The sequence below is a fragment of the Bradyrhizobium sp. Leo170 genome (assembly GCF_004296405.1).
GTDB lineage: Bacteria > Pseudomonadota > Alphaproteobacteria > Rhizobiales > Xanthobacteraceae > Bradyrhizobium.
In genome coordinates this window covers 1-16,230 of record NZ_PSRR01000194.1, presented here as the reverse complement: position 1 = coordinate 16,230, position 16,230 = coordinate 1, and the positions used below count along the sequence as shown (strand labels likewise).

17 protein-coding genes are annotated in these 16,230 nt (G+C 63.4%); 10 read left to right on the top strand and 7 right to left on the bottom strand.

The genetic code is table 11. The features are described 5' to 3' along the window. Nucleotides 1–64: 64 nt before the first annotated feature. Both CWO89_RS27315 and CWO89_RS27310 read right to left on the bottom strand, forming a co-directional pair. Complete coding sequence (locus CWO89_RS27315; RefSeq protein WP_130581713.1) at nucleotides 65–307, bottom strand: transcriptional regulator; 243 nt, start codon at nucleotides 305–307, stop codon at nucleotides 65–67. Between the two features lie 98 nt (nucleotides 308–405). Beyond that, nucleotides 406–615 (bottom strand): cold-shock protein, encoded by a 210-nt coding sequence (locus CWO89_RS27310; protein ID WP_130581712.1) that lies wholly within the window; start codon nucleotides 613–615, stop codon nucleotides 406–408. A 498-nt stretch (nucleotides 616–1,113) separates the two neighbouring features. Between CWO89_RS27310 and rpsU the strand changes: the two genes are divergently transcribed. Beyond that, nucleotides 1,114–1,452, top strand: a complete 339-nt coding sequence (gene rpsU, locus CWO89_RS27305; protein ID WP_130581715.1) for a 30S ribosomal protein S21 — start codon at nucleotides 1,114–1,116, stop codon at nucleotides 1,450–1,452. Nucleotides 1,453–1,846: 394 nt separating this feature from the next. On the opposite strand, the gene CWO89_RS27300 is transcribed toward rpsU, so the two are convergent. Further along, entirely contained in the window at nucleotides 1,847–2,776 is a 930-nt protein-coding gene (locus tag CWO89_RS27300; protein WP_245476611.1) for an AraC family transcriptional regulator, read from the bottom strand. Between the two features lie 169 nt (nucleotides 2,777–2,945). Between CWO89_RS27300 and CWO89_RS27295 the strand changes: the two genes are divergently transcribed. The 6 genes from CWO89_RS27295 (at nucleotide 2,946) to CWO89_RS27270 (ending at nucleotide 9,258) form a co-directional block, all read left to right on the top strand. Continuing rightward, on the top strand, nucleotides 2,946–3,917 hold the full coding sequence (locus CWO89_RS27295; RefSeq protein ID WP_130581710.1) for an MBL fold metallo-hydrolase: 972 nt from the start codon (nucleotides 2,946–2,948) through the stop codon (nucleotides 3,915–3,917). Nucleotides 3,918–4,005: 88 nt separating this feature from the next. Next, nucleotides 4,006–4,383, top strand: coding sequence for a DsrE family protein (locus CWO89_RS27290; RefSeq protein ID WP_245476610.1), 378 nt, complete (start codon nucleotides 4,006–4,008; stop codon nucleotides 4,381–4,383). Nucleotides 4,384–4,867: 484 nt separating this feature from the next. Continuing rightward, complete coding sequence (locus CWO89_RS27285) at nucleotides 4,868–5,383, top strand: (2Fe-2S)-binding protein (protein WP_130581709.1); 516 nt, start codon at nucleotides 4,868–4,870, stop codon at nucleotides 5,381–5,383. Further along, nucleotides 5,380–6,396 carry an FAD binding domain-containing protein gene (locus CWO89_RS27280; RefSeq protein ID WP_130581708.1) on the top strand — a complete coding sequence of 339 codons (1,017 nt, stop codon included), beginning with the start codon at nucleotides 5,380–5,382 and terminating at the stop codon, nucleotides 6,394–6,396. Before CWO89_RS27285 ends, CWO89_RS27280 begins: the two co-directional genes overlap by 4 nt. Then, nucleotides 6,393–8,633 (top strand): xanthine dehydrogenase family protein molybdopterin-binding subunit, encoded by a 2,241-nt coding sequence (locus CWO89_RS27275; protein WP_245476609.1) that lies wholly within the window; start codon nucleotides 6,393–6,395, stop codon nucleotides 8,631–8,633. The genes CWO89_RS27280 and CWO89_RS27275 overlap by 4 nt, the downstream gene beginning before the upstream one ends. A 232-nt stretch (nucleotides 8,634–8,865) precedes the next feature. Beyond that, complete coding sequence (locus CWO89_RS27270) at nucleotides 8,866–9,258, top strand: hypothetical protein (protein ID WP_130581707.1); 393 nt, start codon at nucleotides 8,866–8,868, stop codon at nucleotides 9,256–9,258. Nucleotides 9,259–9,274: 16 nt separating this feature from the next. Here the strand turns inward: CWO89_RS27270 and CWO89_RS27265 are convergent, their stop codons facing one another. Further along, the gene (locus CWO89_RS27265) at nucleotides 9,275–9,775 is read right to left on the bottom strand and encodes a hypothetical protein (protein WP_130581706.1); all 501 of its coding nucleotides are present in this window, start codon (nucleotides 9,773–9,775) and stop codon (nucleotides 9,275–9,277) included. A 117-nt stretch (nucleotides 9,776–9,892) separates the two neighbouring features. Further along, nucleotides 9,893–10,504 carry a hypothetical protein gene (locus tag CWO89_RS27260; protein ID WP_245476608.1) on the bottom strand — a complete coding sequence of 204 codons (612 nt, stop codon included), beginning with the start codon at nucleotides 10,502–10,504 and terminating at the stop codon, nucleotides 9,893–9,895. Nucleotides 10,505–10,762: 258 nt separating this feature from the next. Here CWO89_RS27260 and CWO89_RS27255 point away from each other — a divergent pair, with 258 nt between their 5' ends. Beyond that, nucleotides 10,763–11,149 (top strand): VOC family protein, encoded by a 387-nt coding sequence (locus CWO89_RS27255; RefSeq protein WP_130581704.1) that lies wholly within the window; start codon nucleotides 10,763–10,765, stop codon nucleotides 11,147–11,149. 20 nt (nucleotides 11,150–11,169) lie between these two features. On the opposite strand, the gene CWO89_RS27250 is transcribed toward CWO89_RS27255, so the two are convergent. Then, nucleotides 11,170–11,508, bottom strand: coding sequence for a hypothetical protein (locus CWO89_RS27250; protein ID WP_130581703.1), 339 nt, complete (start codon nucleotides 11,506–11,508; stop codon nucleotides 11,170–11,172). A 361-nt stretch (nucleotides 11,509–11,869) separates the two neighbouring features. Here CWO89_RS27250 and CWO89_RS27245 point away from each other — a divergent pair, with 361 nt between their 5' ends. Further along, the gene (locus CWO89_RS27245) at nucleotides 11,870–12,220 is read left to right on the top strand and encodes a GrlR family regulatory protein (RefSeq protein WP_028164051.1); all 351 of its coding nucleotides are present in this window, start codon (nucleotides 11,870–11,872) and stop codon (nucleotides 12,218–12,220) included. A gap of 142 nt (nucleotides 12,221–12,362) precedes the next feature. Here the strand turns inward: CWO89_RS27245 and CWO89_RS27240 are convergent, their stop codons facing one another. Continuing rightward, complete coding sequence (locus tag CWO89_RS27240) at nucleotides 12,363–15,044, bottom strand: PAS domain S-box protein (RefSeq protein ID WP_130581702.1); 2,682 nt, start codon at nucleotides 15,042–15,044, stop codon at nucleotides 12,363–12,365. Between the two features lie 161 nt (nucleotides 15,045–15,205). On the opposite strand from CWO89_RS27240, the gene CWO89_RS27235 reads away from it, so the two are divergent. Next, the coding region (locus CWO89_RS27235; RefSeq protein WP_130581701.1) for a hypothetical protein at nucleotides 15,206–16,230 on the top strand (1,025 nt) is incomplete at its 3' end.

Below are 16,230 nucleotides of genomic sequence, written 5' to 3'. Positions count from 1 at the left end.
GCTCTAGCGGTTGATTATCCGCCCCCTACGAAGGCCGGTTCAAAGCCAGAGCCGAACGTGCGCGCTATTTCGAGAGCACCTTCTTGCGCTTCCTGTTCGAGATGTCCGGACGAGCCGCTTGAGTTGTCGCCTCCTCGGCCTCCCTGGCCTCCCTCAAGGCGCGAAGACGTTCCATGTTCTTACGCACCGCAATGGCCTGTTGCTGGACGTCTGCCATCGCTCGCGCACCTTCTTCCATCGCGAGACGTTGCCGGTTAGCGCGCGCGATGCTTTCCGGGGACGCTTCAGCGGGTTTCTGGACAGCCATCTTGTCTTCCCAATCCGAACAACACAAAGCCCGCTCAATCCCGGGATCGAGCGGGCAATACTGCCATTTCAGTACATCCGTGAAATGGCGCGAACGGTTCAGGCCAGCGACAGATTCTCTGCGCTTACCTTGCCCCGCACTTTGTCAGTCTTGATTTCAAAGGCCACCTTCTGGCCTTCGGCAAGGCCGGAAAGACCCGCCCGTTCAACGGCGCTGATGTGAACGAACACATCGTTCCCGCCATCGTTGGGCTGGATAAAGCCAAACCCCTTTTGACCATTGAACCACTTCACAGTACCCGTCGGCATTCTTTCATCTCCAAAGCATATTCGCGCGACCGTCACGCGATCCATTCAACTGGCGATGTCTTTGGGAAAGAGCCCGCGGGCACATTCAGAAAGGCACAGCGGCTAATCGAACCGATGCAACCTACAGGCCTCGGCCCTGGATTACAAGTCCCGGAGGTAAAATCGGCCGTCGCGGAAGGAACTTCTTCTCCTGTTCGATGCAGCAGGTCGGCTGCAAATGCAGCAAGAGCACAGGCTGCTCAATCGAAATCCTTGCAAAAAGAGCTGGCTATTCCCGCCCATAGGCTCCATCGTCAAAACAATTGTATCGGCTTCGCGCCGATGGCCGAGAGGCCGTGCGCTCCATCCGAACAGATTGCGGCGGCTCAGAATTGCGTCCCAACTTCTCTTCACCACCGGGATCGCTTTCAACCGAACTTCAGTACTCCGAAATCTCTGAAGCGCCCATCGCGGGAAGCTTCAACGGTTTTGCGCCGACAATGCTTAGGAGAAAAGCGCGTGCAGGTATTCGTCCGAGAGAACAACGTCGATCAGGCGCTTCGAATTCTGAAGCGGAAGATGCAGCGCGAAGGTGTTTTCAAGGAGATGCGCCGGCGTCGCTTCTACGAAAAGCCCTCGGACAAGGCTGCGCGAGAGAAGACAGAAGCCATACGACGGTTGCGCAAGCAGGCACGCAAGCAGGCTGTTCGAGACGGACTGATCGCTGCGCCGGCCAAAAAGCCGACCGACAACAAGCGCGGGCCGGAATTGCGTTCCAACATCATCGCCAGAACAGGACAGAACCAGCCGAATCCCACCCGGGAGTTCGCGCAGACGAAGACCGCGACCGAAACGTGATGCAGGAGACGTCGCAGCTATCACACCGGTTCGATATGGCGGGTTGGCCGCAAAGCCGTGAGGCTTTGAGTTTGCCAACGTAATCGAAGCGGCTCGTCTCGGTGCTCGCGAGCGCAAACCTTCACGCGTTGCGATCCTCAATGCGAGCTGGTGGCAGTCCTGGCGCAGTCGCGTTCGATCGGGTTCCGGGAGTGCTCACAGCGGGGAGCACCCTGACGGAAGGTGTTCACCGTGGGGCCACCGTGATTCCCCGGAATCCAAATAGGACCACGATACCGCTAAGGTTGCTTTCGCCGGGGCCAATTTCATTCCGAACAGATTTATTAACCGGCAAGGGCCGCTGAGAAATCAGCGGCCCTTTCGTTTCAGCGCCCCGGCGACCGGAATGCAGCGTTCAACCGGATTTGCCGAGCCGCAGTTTACTGGGCCTGACGCCATAGCGCCGGAGCAAGGCTCTGCTTAGCGCCCCCTCCGACTGGTAGCCGACATCGGCGGCAATCACGCAAATGGGGTCGTTCGTGGTCATGAGCCGCTGTCGCGCGAAGCCGAGACGCAGCTCGGTCAGGAAGGCGAGCGGCGCCAGTCCGGCCAGCTTGCGGAATGACCTGACGAGCGTTGCCCGGGATGCCGCGGACGCCTTCGCCAGGAGGTCGAGGGTCCAGTCGCGGTCGGGCTCGCGCAGCATCGCAAGCACCGCATGCGACGTCGAGCGATGGGTCAGAAGGGCGAGAAGACCGCTAGCCGGCGGCACCTCCTTGAGATGTTCGCGCAGCATCATCACGAAGAGTGCCGTTGCCAGATTGGTCGCGATGATCGTACTGCCGGTCTCGTTCGAATCCAATTCGTCGCTGATGCAGATCGCGAGCGTGTGCAATCGCTCGGCCAGCGGAAGCCTGGTCGAGCGCAGCACGACAAAGTTCGGAAGCGCGGCGATAAGGGCTTGCTCGGACGCAGCTTCACCCCGCAATACGCCGCAAACGAGCTCGGTGTCGTAGGCGACGCCCGGGGTCGACTTCGTGCGAATGGCATTGCGGAATTCGGTCACGATCCTGCGGATGGCGCCATCGGTCGAAACCGAGCGGACCACATGGGCGTCGCCGTGCGGGAGCAGCAATGTATCGCCGGCGCCAAGCTTCACCGGACCGTGACCGTTTATCTCGAACACGCAATGGCCGCGGGTCACGATATGAAACTGCGCCCCGCCGGACGCCTCGTGCGGCGAGACCCAGGTGCCGCCGAACCTGCAGAAATCCTGTAAATCGGGTTTGACGCGCAAAAATGGCGCCAGGCTGCTTAACGGATCATCGCTTTCGTTTCTTGTCATGGTCGCTTGCATCGCTGCCAGATGTTGATCCGGGCGGCCATGCGAATGCGCCGCGCGGACATCCAATATTCCACCGGCTTCTGCTTAAGTTCTTCCCAGACCGCACGAAACAACGCTGCCCGCTTCTGGGGCCAAGCCGTCCGAGATTTCCCGAGACCGGAGAGCATTCATGTCCACCCTGCCCCAACACATGATGTCGCGGCGCGGCTTCTGCCTGTGCTGCATGGCCGCGACCACGGTTGCGGCGACGAGCGGCTGGCTCAGTCCGCGCGAGGCCTATGCAGCCTCCCGCAACATCGTCGACCTGATCCGGGATTCCGCGGCCAAGACCCCCATCACCGTCCATAAATTGCGCGGCAACGTCAGCATCTTCGAAGGGTCCGGCGGCAATATCGCGGTCCTCACGGGACAAGACGGCAAGGTCTTCATCGACGCCGGGATCACGGCGTCGCGTCTGCGCATTCTCGAGGCGGCGAGCCGGCTCGGCAACGAGCCGATCCGGCAGTTGATCAACACGCATTGGCACTTCGATCACGCCGACGGCAACGAGTGGCTGAACGCCGAGGGCGCGGCCATCCTCGCGCATGAGAATACGCACAAGCATCTGCTCTCGGCGCAGCGGGTCGAGGACTGGGATTTCAACTTCCCCACCTCGCCTCTTGCGGCCGTTCCGACCGAGGTCTTCGCCTCGGAGAAGATGCTCAAGTTCAACGGTCAGACGCTGGCGCTGAAGCACTACGGCCCCGCCCACACCGACAGCGATATCTCGGTGACGTTCTCCGAAGCCGACATCCTTCATACCGGGGACACCTTCTGGAACGGGATCTATCCGTTCATCGACTACTCGACCGGCGGAAACATCAAGGGATCGATCGCGGCCGCCGAAGCCAATCTTGCCGCCACGACCGACAAGACCATCGTGATCCCTGGCCATGGCCGTCCCGTCAGCAACAGAGCGGAGCTCAAGGCCTATCACGACATGCTCGTCGCCATCCACGACAACGTCGCCAAGCTCAAGCAGCAGGGGCGCACGCTCGAGGAGACGATCGCCGCGAAGCCAACGGCCGCCTTCGACGAGAAATGGGGCCAGTTCGTCATAACTCCCGACTTCTTCACCAAGCTGGTCTACGAGGGCGCGTGAGCGCGCGGCTGTCGCAGGAGTATTGAGAATGTCTGCCCTGGACGAAGCGCTGCATATCGACATCCCCGTCAAGCTGTCGCGGCTGTAGGTGGTCTTCAGCATCGGCGCCCTGGGGTTCGAGGGCGATCTGCCGGCGTCCATCTTTCATCTTCAGCTCATCACGAACGATGCCGCCGACTGGAACGCGGAGAGCGACGTGGTTGCGGTCTTTCATACCAACGCGGGCCACGTGACGTTGCACGATGCGGCCTACAACGCCGACCGGAACATCTCGACCGGCAACCCCTACAAGGATCTGCTGGAAGATCTCATGAAACGCGGCGTCCGCGTGGAACTGTGTGGCGCGACTGCAAAGGCCCACCACTGGGGAAACACCGACCTGCTCCCCGGAATCCCGGTCAACACCGATGCCATGGCGCGCACGGTGCAGCTCGTCCAAGAGGGTTTCATCAAGATCACGGAGTGATGCCCGATACTCCCCGCAACGCGCCGCGGAACGATGGCTGCTCTTGCTGATTGTATCGGATAATCAGTCCGTCGAGGTCGCCGATCGTGATTTATGCACTCAGCATCATCCTGATTCTCATGGCGGCAGCCGCCAGCGCCGGCGTCCTGATTGTTGCCGGGCTCGATGCTGACATGGGGTCGCACAGAAGCAACGATTGACCAGCGTTGTCTCAATGTGAACCAGGACACTCCCGAATAGGCCGTCACGACAAAGAGCGGCGACTTCACGGAATAGATTCATAGCAAGCGCAAGGCCGCGAATTTGCAGCGAGATGTCCCTGCGGCATCGTGGCAAGTGCACTCATGAAATCCGGCGTGCAATTTGGAAAGAACCGGAACAGCCGCTTCGACATGCTGCCGCTCGCTTTGGAACCAATCTAAACGGCCGGTATTCTCCGCTGTAATGGCGGATGGCAGCCACCTGCAAGACGGAGTCGCTGACGATGCAAGATGGAGCCGCACAATCGGGCGCCAAGCCTCAACCGCTGCCGGAAAAGGTGTCGGTGACATTGACTGTCAACGGGACAGAGAGGCGCTTTTCGGTCCTGCCCTGGGTTTCGCTTCTGGATGCGCTCAGGGATCATCTCGATCTCACCGGTACCAAGAAGGGATGCGACCACGGCCAATGCGGCGCCTGCACCGTGCTGGTCGACGGTCGCCGCATCAATTCGTGCCTGACGCTTGCAGTGATGCGGGACGGCGCGCACGTCACCACCATCGAGGGACTGGCCGCCAATGGCGCGCTGGACCCGCTGCAGCAGGCCTTTATCGACCATGACGCCTTCCAGTGCGGCTATTGCACACCCGGGCAGATCTGCTCCGGCGTCGGCCTGATCGCCGAGGGACGGGCCAAGAGTGCTGACGAGATCAGGGAATTCATGAGCGGCAACATCTGCCGCTGCGGCGCCTATCCCAACATCGTCGCCGCGATCCAGCAGGCGATGGGAACCAAGCCATGATCCCGTTCCAGTATACAAGAGCGAATAATATCGCCGACGCGGTGCGGCTGATCGCCGCCACTAGCGGCGCAAAGTTCATCGCCGGCGGCACCAACCTGCTCGATCTCATGAAGGACAATGTCGAGCGGCCGACGACGCTGATCGACATCTCCCGCCTGCCGCTGACCTCGGTCGAAGAGACCGCCTCGGGAGGCTTGCGGATCGGCGCGCTGGTGCCGAACTCCGACCTTGCCTGGCATCCGCTAATCGAAAAGCGCTATCCGCTGCTGGCAAGCGCGATTCTTGCCGGCGCTTCGCAGCAATTGCGCAACATGGCTTCCACCGGCGGCAACCTGGTGCAGCGGACGCGTTGCGCCTATTTTTATGACACCGCGACGCCCTGCAACAAGCGAGAGCCGGGGTCGGGCTGTTCGGCCATCAGTGGCGTCAACCGCGGCCACGCGATTCTCGGCGCAAGTACGTCGTGCATTGCGACGCATCCGTCCGACATGTGCGTGGCACTTGTCGCACTCGATGCCACCGTGCACGTGACGGGCCCGAACGGCGCGCGCGCCATTCCGTTCGCGGACTTCCATCGCCTGGCCGGCGACACCCCGCATATCGACACCAATCTCGGGCCGGACGAGATCATCACCTCGATCGAGGTGCCGGCAAAGGGCTTTGCGTCAAACCACTCCTACCTGAAGATCCGCGACCGGATGTCCTACGCGTTTGCGCTGATCTCGGTCGCGGCCGCGCTCGAGCTCAAGGACGGCATGATCCAGGAGGCGCGGCTCGCGCTCGGCGGTGTCGCCCACAAGCCGTGGCGCAATCCGGCGGCCGAGGCAGCGCTGCGCGGGCGGCCCGCTGACGAAGCGAGCTTTGCCGGCGCGGCTGACCTGCTGCTTCGCGACGCCAGGCCGCAGGCACATAACGGCTTCAAGCTCGATCTCGCCCGGCGGGCGATCATCCGCACGCTGTCGCAGGCCGCGCACGGCACGCCGCAATCGCAATCGAACAAGACGATCCAATGAGCATGCTCAACAATACCGCGAAAACCTATACCGGCACCGCCACCTCGCGCGTCGATGGCCGCGCCAAGGTCACCGGCGCCGCCAAATATGCCGGCGATTTCAACGCAGGCGGTCTCGCCTATGGCGCGGTCGTCGAGGCGACCATCGCCAGGGGCCGGATCGCGCAAATCGATATCAGCGCGGCGCGGCGCGTGCCGGGTGTGATCGATGTCATCACCCACGAGAACAGGCCGAAGGTCGCCGACAGCGATGAGGCCTGGAGGGACGACGTCGCCCCGGAGGAAGGTTCGCCGTTCCGCCCGCTCTATGACGACGCGATCAAGTTCAACCAGCAGCCGATTGCGCTGGTCGTGGCGGAAGAATGGGAGATCGCGCGCTATGCGGCCTCGTTCGTCCGCGTCGACTATGAGAAGCAGCCATTCGTCACCGACGTCTATCGCAAGCGCGATGATGCCATCGTCGTCGAGAAGCCCGACAGGCCGCGTGGCGATGCCGCAAAGGCATTCGCGGCGGCCGAGGTGCGGCACGAGGCCGATTATTTCATCCCGACCGAGCATCACAACCCGATGGAATTGTTTGCGACCACCGCAATGTGGGAAGCCGGCGGCCCGCTGACGGTCTACGATAAGACCCAAGGCGTGCGGAACGTGCAGCAGTATCTCTGCAGCGTGTTCGAGAAGAAGCCGGAAGAGATCCGCGTGCTCTCGCCCTATGTCGGCGGTGCCTTCGGCGCCGGCTTGCGGCCGCAATATCAGGTGGTGCTGGCGGTGATGGCCGCGCTGAAGCTTCAGCGCTCAATGCGACTCGTGCTCACGCGCCAGCAGATGTACGGGCTCGGCTATCGTCCGGCCACCATCGAGCGGCTTGCGCTTGGCGCGCGGCGCGACGGCACGCTCGATACGATCACGCATGAAGCTGTCGGCGTGACCTCGCAGTTCGAGGAATTCTCGCGCAACGACACCGGCTGGTCGGCCCTGCTCTACGCCTCGCCGAATGCCCGATATGAACACCGCGTGGCACCGCTGGATGTGCCGACCTCCTGCGACATGCGTGCGCCGGGCGCTGCGACCGGCGTCTACGCGCTGGAGAGCGCGATGGACGAGCTCGCGGTCGCGCTGAAGATGGATCCGGTGGAGTTGCGGCTGCGCTGCTATTCGGACCGCGACCAGAACGAGGACCTGCCCTACACCAGCAAGCGCCTGCGCGAATGCTATCGCGAGGGTGCCGCGGCATTTGGCTGGGACAAGCGCAAGGTGGAGCCGCGCTCGATGCGCGACGGCAAGAGCCTCGTGGGCTGGGGCATGGCCTCCGGCGTCTGGGAGGCGCTGCAGATGCCGACCGCGGTGCGGATCGTGATGACCGCCAACGGCCACGCCGAGGTCTCCTGCGCGGCTTCAGATATCGGCACCGGCACCTATACGATCATGGCTCAGGTCGCGGCCGACAGCCTCGGGATTCCGATCGAGAACGTCACGGTCCACCTTGCCGATTCCACGCTGCCGAGAGCGCCGGTCGAGGGCGGGTCATGGATGGCGGCCTCCGCCTGCCACGCCGTGATCGCGACCGCGGGCGAGGTTCGCAAGGAGCTGTTGCGGCTGGCAAAGCTGATGAAGGGCTCGCCGCTCGCCGACGCGGTCGAGGAAGACGTCACCCTTTCCGACGGCAAGCTCGTCGGCCGGAGGCAGACCGAGCGCGGGGTGTCGATCTCCGACATCATGCGGCATGGCGCGCTGGAGCGGATCGAGAAGGAAAAGACCAACGAGTTCGCCGAGGACAAGGCGCACGCCAGGAACACGCATTCCGCCGTGTTCGCGGAGGTCAAGGTCGACGAGGAACTCGGCGTCATCAGGGTCACCCGCGTCGTCAGCGCGGTCGCCGCTGGCCGCGTGCTGAACCCGAAGACGGGGCGCAGCCAGGTGATGGGCGCCGTCGTCGGCGGCATCGGCATGGCGCTGCATGAGGAGACGATCTACGACCACGGCCTGGGCCGGATCATGAACGCCAATATCGCCGAGTATCATGTGCCGGTTAACGCCGATATCCACGACATCGAGGTGATCTTCGTCGACGAGCCGGATGCCTTGATCAATCCGCTCGGGATCAAAGGGCTCGGCGAGATCGGCATCGTCGGGGTCGCCGCGGCGGTCGCCAATGCCGTCTACCACGCGACCGGCGTGCGGGTGCGCGACCTGCCGATCACCCTCGACAAGGTGCTGGCGGGCCGGCAGGCGGCTTAGGCCGCCACTTTGGGCCCGCTGGCGGTCCGGACGGGCCGCCCGGGAGGCGCCGTCCCGCTGGACAGGAACCGGAAAATCCGTAAAGAAAACACGGCCTGTCAGAGCGGCGTTGCGACCGCTTGGACGGGCGCGCAAGCGCGAGTAAACAACGTTAGGTTTTGGGGCGATTCCAGCGGTCCGGTTCGATCTCTTCGGGCGCCCTCTCCGGTCACGCCATTTCGGACAATTCGATATGAGAAAGCTCATCCTCGCGCTGGCGCTTCTGTGTCCGGCCGCCGCGCTCGCCCAAGGGACAGCTCAAGGCACGACCCCGCCAGCGGACCCCGCCAATCAGCCCATGGTCGGCGACAAGCCGCTGATGCAGGTCGGCACGAAGAAGTCTCCGGCAAAGAAGGGCGAGAAGGCCAAGCAGCCATCGGTCGCGCAGAAGCTCCAGGCATGCCAGGAGATCGATGACGGCACCAAGGAGCGGCTCAATTGCTATGACGAGGTCTTCGCGCCGCAACCCAAGCCGAAGCCCGCCGCGGCCAAGGCGGTCGGCGAGTGCCGGTTCGTGAAGGAAGAGGACGAGCGGCTGACCTGCTACAACGGCTTTGCCGACAAGATTCCGAAGCTGCCGCAGTAATCCGGCTGCAATCCGGTTACCAGGTGCCCCAAGTCGGCCCACCGCCGAAGAAGCCGAAACGCGACTGCTGCGCCACCCGCATCGGCCGCTGGCCCATGAACATCGGCTGCTGGCCCATATACATCGGCTGACCCGCGTACATCGGCTGGTAGGCCCGCGCCCTGGCGACCTTATGCCTCTTCGGCGCCTGCGGCTCATGCTTCTTGGCGTCGGCCGGAACGTACTGGGCGAAGGTCTCGCGGGCCTGGGCAACCGACGACCCGGCACCCGGCGCCGGCGGAAGCGGTGCGGCAGCCATCTGGGTGGCGGGGGCCGGCGGCACGATGGTCGGGAGGCTGGTGTCGAAAACCACCCGTTCCGGCAGCTTCTGGGCGGACTGGATGCGGACGGTCGACTTGTCGATGCCGGGCGCGCTATGGCTTGTCGTGGCAGCGTCCTGCGGGACCAGGGCGTCAACTGCATATAACAGCGCGAACAACGCCCCGCCGACGTACAGGAAATAACGCGTCACCAACATCGAAACTGCTCCCCCGCGCGATGACGCGGTCTATTCGCCTAATAGCGATATAGGGAGTTAGTTCCTGGTCACACGCTACGGGTTCAACCGAAGCGTTCACTTTTTCGGGACGCTGTGTCAGGCGCGGCTGGCCGTGACCAGGGAACACTTTGCCTTATTTGCATTGATGTTCACGAACCCGACCAGCATGCCGGCGTAGGTCTTGCGGCTCTTCATGTTGATGGTGTCGCTGATCACGCGCCGGCGGTCGGTGAGATGCGTGCCGTCGGCGCGGGCAAAGGCGCAGGCGATCTCGATATCCTTGACCGGATAGCGGTTGGCGTTGCGCAGCGTTAGCCAGACCAGCGCTTTCGAGCCGAGGCCGCCGCGGCGCCAGAACTGGCGGGAGATCGTCAGCCCGTCGATCGGCGCCCGCTCGACCGTGAAGGGTTCGTTGGTGCTGGCGGCCGGCACCTCATCGTCCACTGCGTTCTCAGCCGGCGCGGTCGCCTGCTCGACCGGCGCGGCCTGCTCGACCGGGGCAGCCGCCTCCTCGGTGGGCGCGGTCGTCTTCTCGAGCCAGGCGACATCCTGCTGAGAAGTCGGGGGCGCCGCCACGGCGACCGCTTTGTTATTCGCGTCGCTGGGATCGGGGAGCATCAGCCATCCAGCAAATCCGGCGATGGCGAGAACGGCGAGCAGAATCAGCTTGGCGCCAAAGCCGCGAAACGACCACCTGCCGATGCCCATGGCCATGTCCTCACTCGCGTGACAGCGCTTCCTGGCTGCACGCAAAACCGCTCCGGCGCATCACCGCACGGCTTGAGAGCGACGCACCGCTGTACGGAGACCACCGCTAGTCGATTAACCGTCCACTGACGCTACAGTTCCAAGTCTCCCCGGCAAAAATGCGGCGCAGCGCCTGCGACAGGATGGCCTTGTGGATTCCGAGCCGATAGATTGCCGCAGCAACGGATCTCACGTGCGTCGAGAAAGATGGGAGATGAAATGCCGATAGAGGTTACCTGGGACCATATCCACCTGCGCACCCCCGACCCCGAAGCGACCGCGGCGTGGCTTCGAGACGTGCTGGGTGGCGAGATCATCCGCAATCCCGGCCGCATCGACGTGCAGCTCGGCGGCGCCAAGGTGTTCATCGCGCCGGTGACACCAGGCGATGGCGTCAACGCGCCGCCGGTGACGCCCTATCAGGGCCTCGACCATTTCGGACTGGCGGTGAAAGACATCGACGCTGTCGCTGCCGAGATCAAGGCGAAGGGCGTCGCGTTCACGAAGGAGCCGACCACGATCCGCCCCGGCGTGCGCATCTGTTTCATCCGCGGCCCGCAGGGCATCTCGATCGAGCTCCTGGAGCGCGACAAGAAATATGCCTGACCGTGCGACGTGCGCGTCGGTTACGTCATGCTGCCCGGCATGAAGCAACGGATCTGCAGCCCGAGATAACCGCGGATCGGCCACACCATGGTGCGGCCGTAGCGGTTCGGCTCGGTGATCACGGCATCATCGGGCACGTCGATCCATTCGCCGTCGATGCGCACGCGATAATGTCCGTCCTTGGATTCCCAATCGACGTCGCTCACCGCAGTGCCGTCAGCATCGGAGCAGCACGGCCCCTTCCCGCTCCTCAAACTGTCGAACCATTGCTTGAGCGGCGAATTGGCGTAACGGCCGTCGGGATCGCGCGCATGCCCGAGACTTACGGCCGTCACCGACAACAACGCGACAAGACTCAATGTGAGTGGGACTCTGAGGCGGACCGCTCGACGATGGTCCGTAATTTCACGGATGGAACCTGTCAGCTCTGCGCGTAGGCGCGCGAAAATGCGGCCGGAATCGATCCAGTTCGTCACCTGTCTCTCGCTCCTGCACCCGCCGGCCGGTGCCAACAAATGTTATGCATTTCGCGGGCCAACTTGATTCGCCAAGCGCCGTCAGCCACAACGTCGTCATCGAGACGTCGCGCTCCAATGGAATCATTTCGGTTTCGCACGGCATTGAGCGGCGCATGCTCAACCTGACGCGTTGCGCCGCGCATGCTGCTTTGGCATAAATTCCGAACCGGCCTTGGGCGAAGGTGGCCGGCCGCGGGGCGCTATGAGAAACGGCCTGTATTCCATTCACGTCACGCTGCTCGACGGACGCGTCGGCAAGGGCAGCGGGGTGATTGTGTTTCGCGACGGCCAGATTGTCGGCGGCGATGCGTATCTCTATTACACCGGCACCTACACCGTGAAAGGCAACACCTTCAAAGGCGAAGTGCTGGTGCAGCGACACACCACGCCGCGCGACAGCGACAACCCGCTATTCGGCGGACCTGCGCCGGTCGGCATCGGCGTCACCGGAACATTCACCGCCACGCAGGCGACCATGAGTGGAACCGCGCTCGTCGGCAAAGCGAGCCAGATCTTCGGCGCCACGCTGCGCAAGCTCGTGGATATCGATTAGCGCATCACGTCGTCTGATTGCGTAGATCGTAGCCCGGGTGAAGCGGAACGCGTAACCCGGGACGGCTGCATCCGCGTGTACGAGCGGCCCCGGGTTGCGCTGCGTTCCACCCGGGCTACGGCGCCGTTCGTGTGGAGAGAGCTTACTCCGCGGCCTGCTCCACGGGGGCGACGCGCGGCAGGATGATCTGGATGCGGGTGCCGCCGCCGGGCTCGGAGTCGAGATCGAGACGGCCCCCTAAGCGCGTGGTGACGATGCTGTAGACGATGTGAAGCCCGAGGCCGGTGCCGCCCTGGTCGCGGCGCGTCGTGAAGAACGGATCGAAGGCGCGGCGGCGCACGTCGAGCGACATGCCGCAGCCATTGTCGGAGAAGATGACCTCGACATTGTCCCTGCCGGAAGCGCGAACCTGGATGTCGACGATACCCGGCTTGCCGTCGGGAAAGGCGTGCGCGACCGAATTGAGGAAGAGATTGGTGAGCACCTGGCCGTAAGGGCCGGGATAGGAATTCATGATCAGGTTCGGCTGGCAATCGACGTTGAGCGTCAGATTGTGCTTGCGCAGGCCCGGCCTCAGACTCATCACCACCTGCTCGGTGAGATCGCCGAGATCGAAGTTGCGCTGATCGGAATAGTTGCGGTCGGCGGCGACCTGCTTGAACGACTGAATCAGCTCGGCGGCGCGGTTGAGGTTGGCGACGAGCTGCGAGGACGCATCGCTCGTCGTGGCAAGGAAATCGTTCAGGCTCGAACGCCGAAGCTCGCCGCGCTCGACCTGCGCGGCAAAGGTCGCCGCCTTGCGCTCGAGCGCTGAGGCGACCGTGAGGCTGATGCCGACGGGATTGTTGACCTCATGCGCGACGCCCGCGACCAGCCGTCCGAGGGCCGCGAGCTTTTCCGCCTCGATCAGCGAGTTCTGCGTCTCGCGCAAATTGCGTAGCGCCGCCTCCGCGGCGTCGCGCGCTTTCCGCATCTCGTGCTCGCTGCGCTTGCGCTCGCCGATGTCGAGCGCCACCGTGACGATGTTCTCGATCTCGCCATTGATGTCGAGGATCGGCAATTTGTTGACCAGCCATTGCCGCATGTTGCCGGCGACGTCCTTGTACTCCTCCTCGTAGAAGCCGAGCTCCGTTCGCCCCGACAACACCCGTTTGTCGTTCTCATCGGTCTTTGCAGCACCATAGCGCGCCATCAGCTCGCCGGTGGTATGGCCGAGTGCCTCGTGCGGCTCGATGCCGAAAATGCCGGCCATGTAGCGGTTCATCAGGACGTAGCGCAGATTGCGGTCCTTGACGTTGATCACCGCCGGAACGGTGTCGATCACCATCTGCAGCAAACGCCGGCCTTCGGCGATCGCGTCTTCGGCTCGCTTCTGGTCGGTGATGTCGCGCACCGTGCCTTCGTAGCGGATCACCTCGCCTTTCTCGTCGCGCACCGCGCTCGCGCTGTCGGACAGCCATAGCACCGTGCCGCTGCGGGACCGGACTTGATATTCGTAGTCGCGCACCATGCCGTCGCGGTCCATCAGCCGCTGGTATTGGGTGCGCGCGGCCGGATCGACATAGACATTGGACGCAACGTCGTCGATGCCGTTGATCAGGTCCTGCGGCGTGGCGTAGCCCATCATCCACGCCAGCGCCGGATTGGCGTTGAGCAGCGCGCCGCCCGGCGTCGTCACATAAATTCCGTCGATGGAAGATTCGAACAGCTTGCGATAGCTCTCTTCTGCGAGCCGCTGCTCGGCGAGCGCGCGCACCGCTGCTTCGCGCGCGGTATCCGCATCGACCAGCGTCTTCCGGAATACCTCGGCGGCGCGGGCGATCTCGCCGATCTCGTTGTCGACGTCGGTCGCCGGGATCGACGCACTCTTCTCGCCGGCTGCGACCGCGCGGATCGACTTGGTGATCGAGGCGAGCGGCCGCACGGTGCGGCGGACCACGAGCAGCGCGGCGAAGATCCCGATCAGCACGCCGGCCGAGCCGAGCACGATGCTCTGCCATTTCGCCTCGGTGAGCGTGCGCGCGAAATCCCGCGACAGGACGTGACCGCGGCGCGAACTGAGCTCACGCAACAGCTCGGTCACGCGCTGGATCAGCCGTCCCTCGGTGCCCAGCACCTCGCGGTCGATATCGGCGATCTGGCGTTCCCGGATCGATATTGCGACGACCGCGTCGGCGTAATCGTTCACGGCCGTGCGCAGCGCCGGGTCGGCGATGGTCATCGACCGCATGCTCTGTGCCGCCTGCTCGGCCGCGGACGGGTTGTGGGCGAGCAGCGCGGTGGCGATGCGGCCCTGGGTCTGCAACAGGGTGGAGGCAGTGGCGGGATCGGAGCTTTCGGCCACCGCCTTTTCGAAGGCGTCGCGCAATGGCGGCAGGCCGATGATCAACTCGGCGCGGCGGTTGATCAGCGCCGAGATGCGCTCGATGCCGCCGCGGTAGGTGGCGAGGCGCTCGGTCACGCCATCGATCATGTCCTGCTGCTCGGGGGCAAGCTCGATCCTGGTCTTCTTCAGCGCCTCGCCCAGGGCGCTGGCAGCCTCGCCGACCTGGATCGTCTGCGTGCCGGGATCGGTGACGAAGTCGCGCGCCGCAAGCCGGAGCTCGTTCATCCGGCGGTCGATATCCTCGGCCAGGTCGCCGACGCTCTGCAGCCGCTGCAGCTCCCCGAAGGTGGCGTCGATGTGACGGATCGCGATCACGCTGGCGGTCGAGGTGATGATGATGACTGCCAGCACCAGCAGGAAGCTGCCGAAGGTAAGCTGACCGATCGACAGCGCGAACGGTCGCTTCTGGGGCGGATTCGGCGGCAGTTCGGAGGTCATGCTAAGGGGGGCCAGGCTGAAATCGCCCCCAATATACGACGTAATTCGGCCCCGTGGGAACGGGGGCCGAGCCCCAAAGCGGGCTTTACGCCCCTCCAGCGCCTCGCGGGGGCCACCGATAGGCGCGTTGAGGAAGCTGGCCAACAGGATACCGCTCTTGAATGGCACGGCCTGGAGGCGCGGACGCCGCGTGCCGCGGAGACGGGCCAGCCGCGAAATCGAACAGCAGCGACTCCATCGGCGCGCGACACAACCTAACGTTGCTCATCGGCGCAGACCACGCGCAAATCAAACAAAGGCAACAAGACGAAACGATCGTTTGGCAGGCGGCAACTTGCATCCGACCATTGCGCCTGCTAGTCGTGCAATCTTTGATAGTGGGGGATTTTATGGGGCATCGTTTTGCGAAGTTGCTATCGTTGTTGAGTTTTCTTACCGTCGCCACGCCTGTCAGTGCCGCTTGGGAAGATCAAGTTGATTGGACCTGGCCTTCATCGAAAAATCCGAAGGTTCAAAGTCTCGGCCTTTACGCCGTTGAGGTCCGATGCTCTCCACGTGGCGGATCGCTTGAGGGCGTGACGAACGCATGGACCGGCAAGACACGCAGCCTTCTACTGTTGATTACAAAATCTGTCGGCACCGGCACTCCCGCCGTGGACAAGCTCCCGAGCGATGCGGTCGGAGCGGTTCAGGCCTATAGCGCAAGCAGCAAAGACTGGACGTCGTACGACTATCGGCACTGCAAGAAGGACTTCCTTGTCGCAGGCTCGAAACTCGCTTTGGTCGCAGTGAAGAACGAAAACGACGATCCCGCCGGCGGCCCGCTTGGGCAGTTTGTATCCGGTCTGCTCGGCATCGTTTCGCCGCTGTTCTCGTTCTTCACAGGACAAGCCCTGCCGACCGAAATCGCGTCGAAGATTACCAACCTGCAATCCGCGGCCGACCCTTTCAGCAAGTTGCTCGGCGCGCTGAAATCGGGAAGTACTCAAACGAGACCGGTGGATGTTTTGCGGACGGGGACTTACAGCTACGTCACCGACTACGCTGCCGTTAGTGTGACGATCCGATCAATCGAATCGATCGTGCTGGACAGAAATCCAAGCTTCCGCGACGATCTTCGCGCTCAGGTGAAGGCTGCGCCAGACAAGATTGACGCAACCAAGCTCAAGCAAAGCTGCCTAGGCCG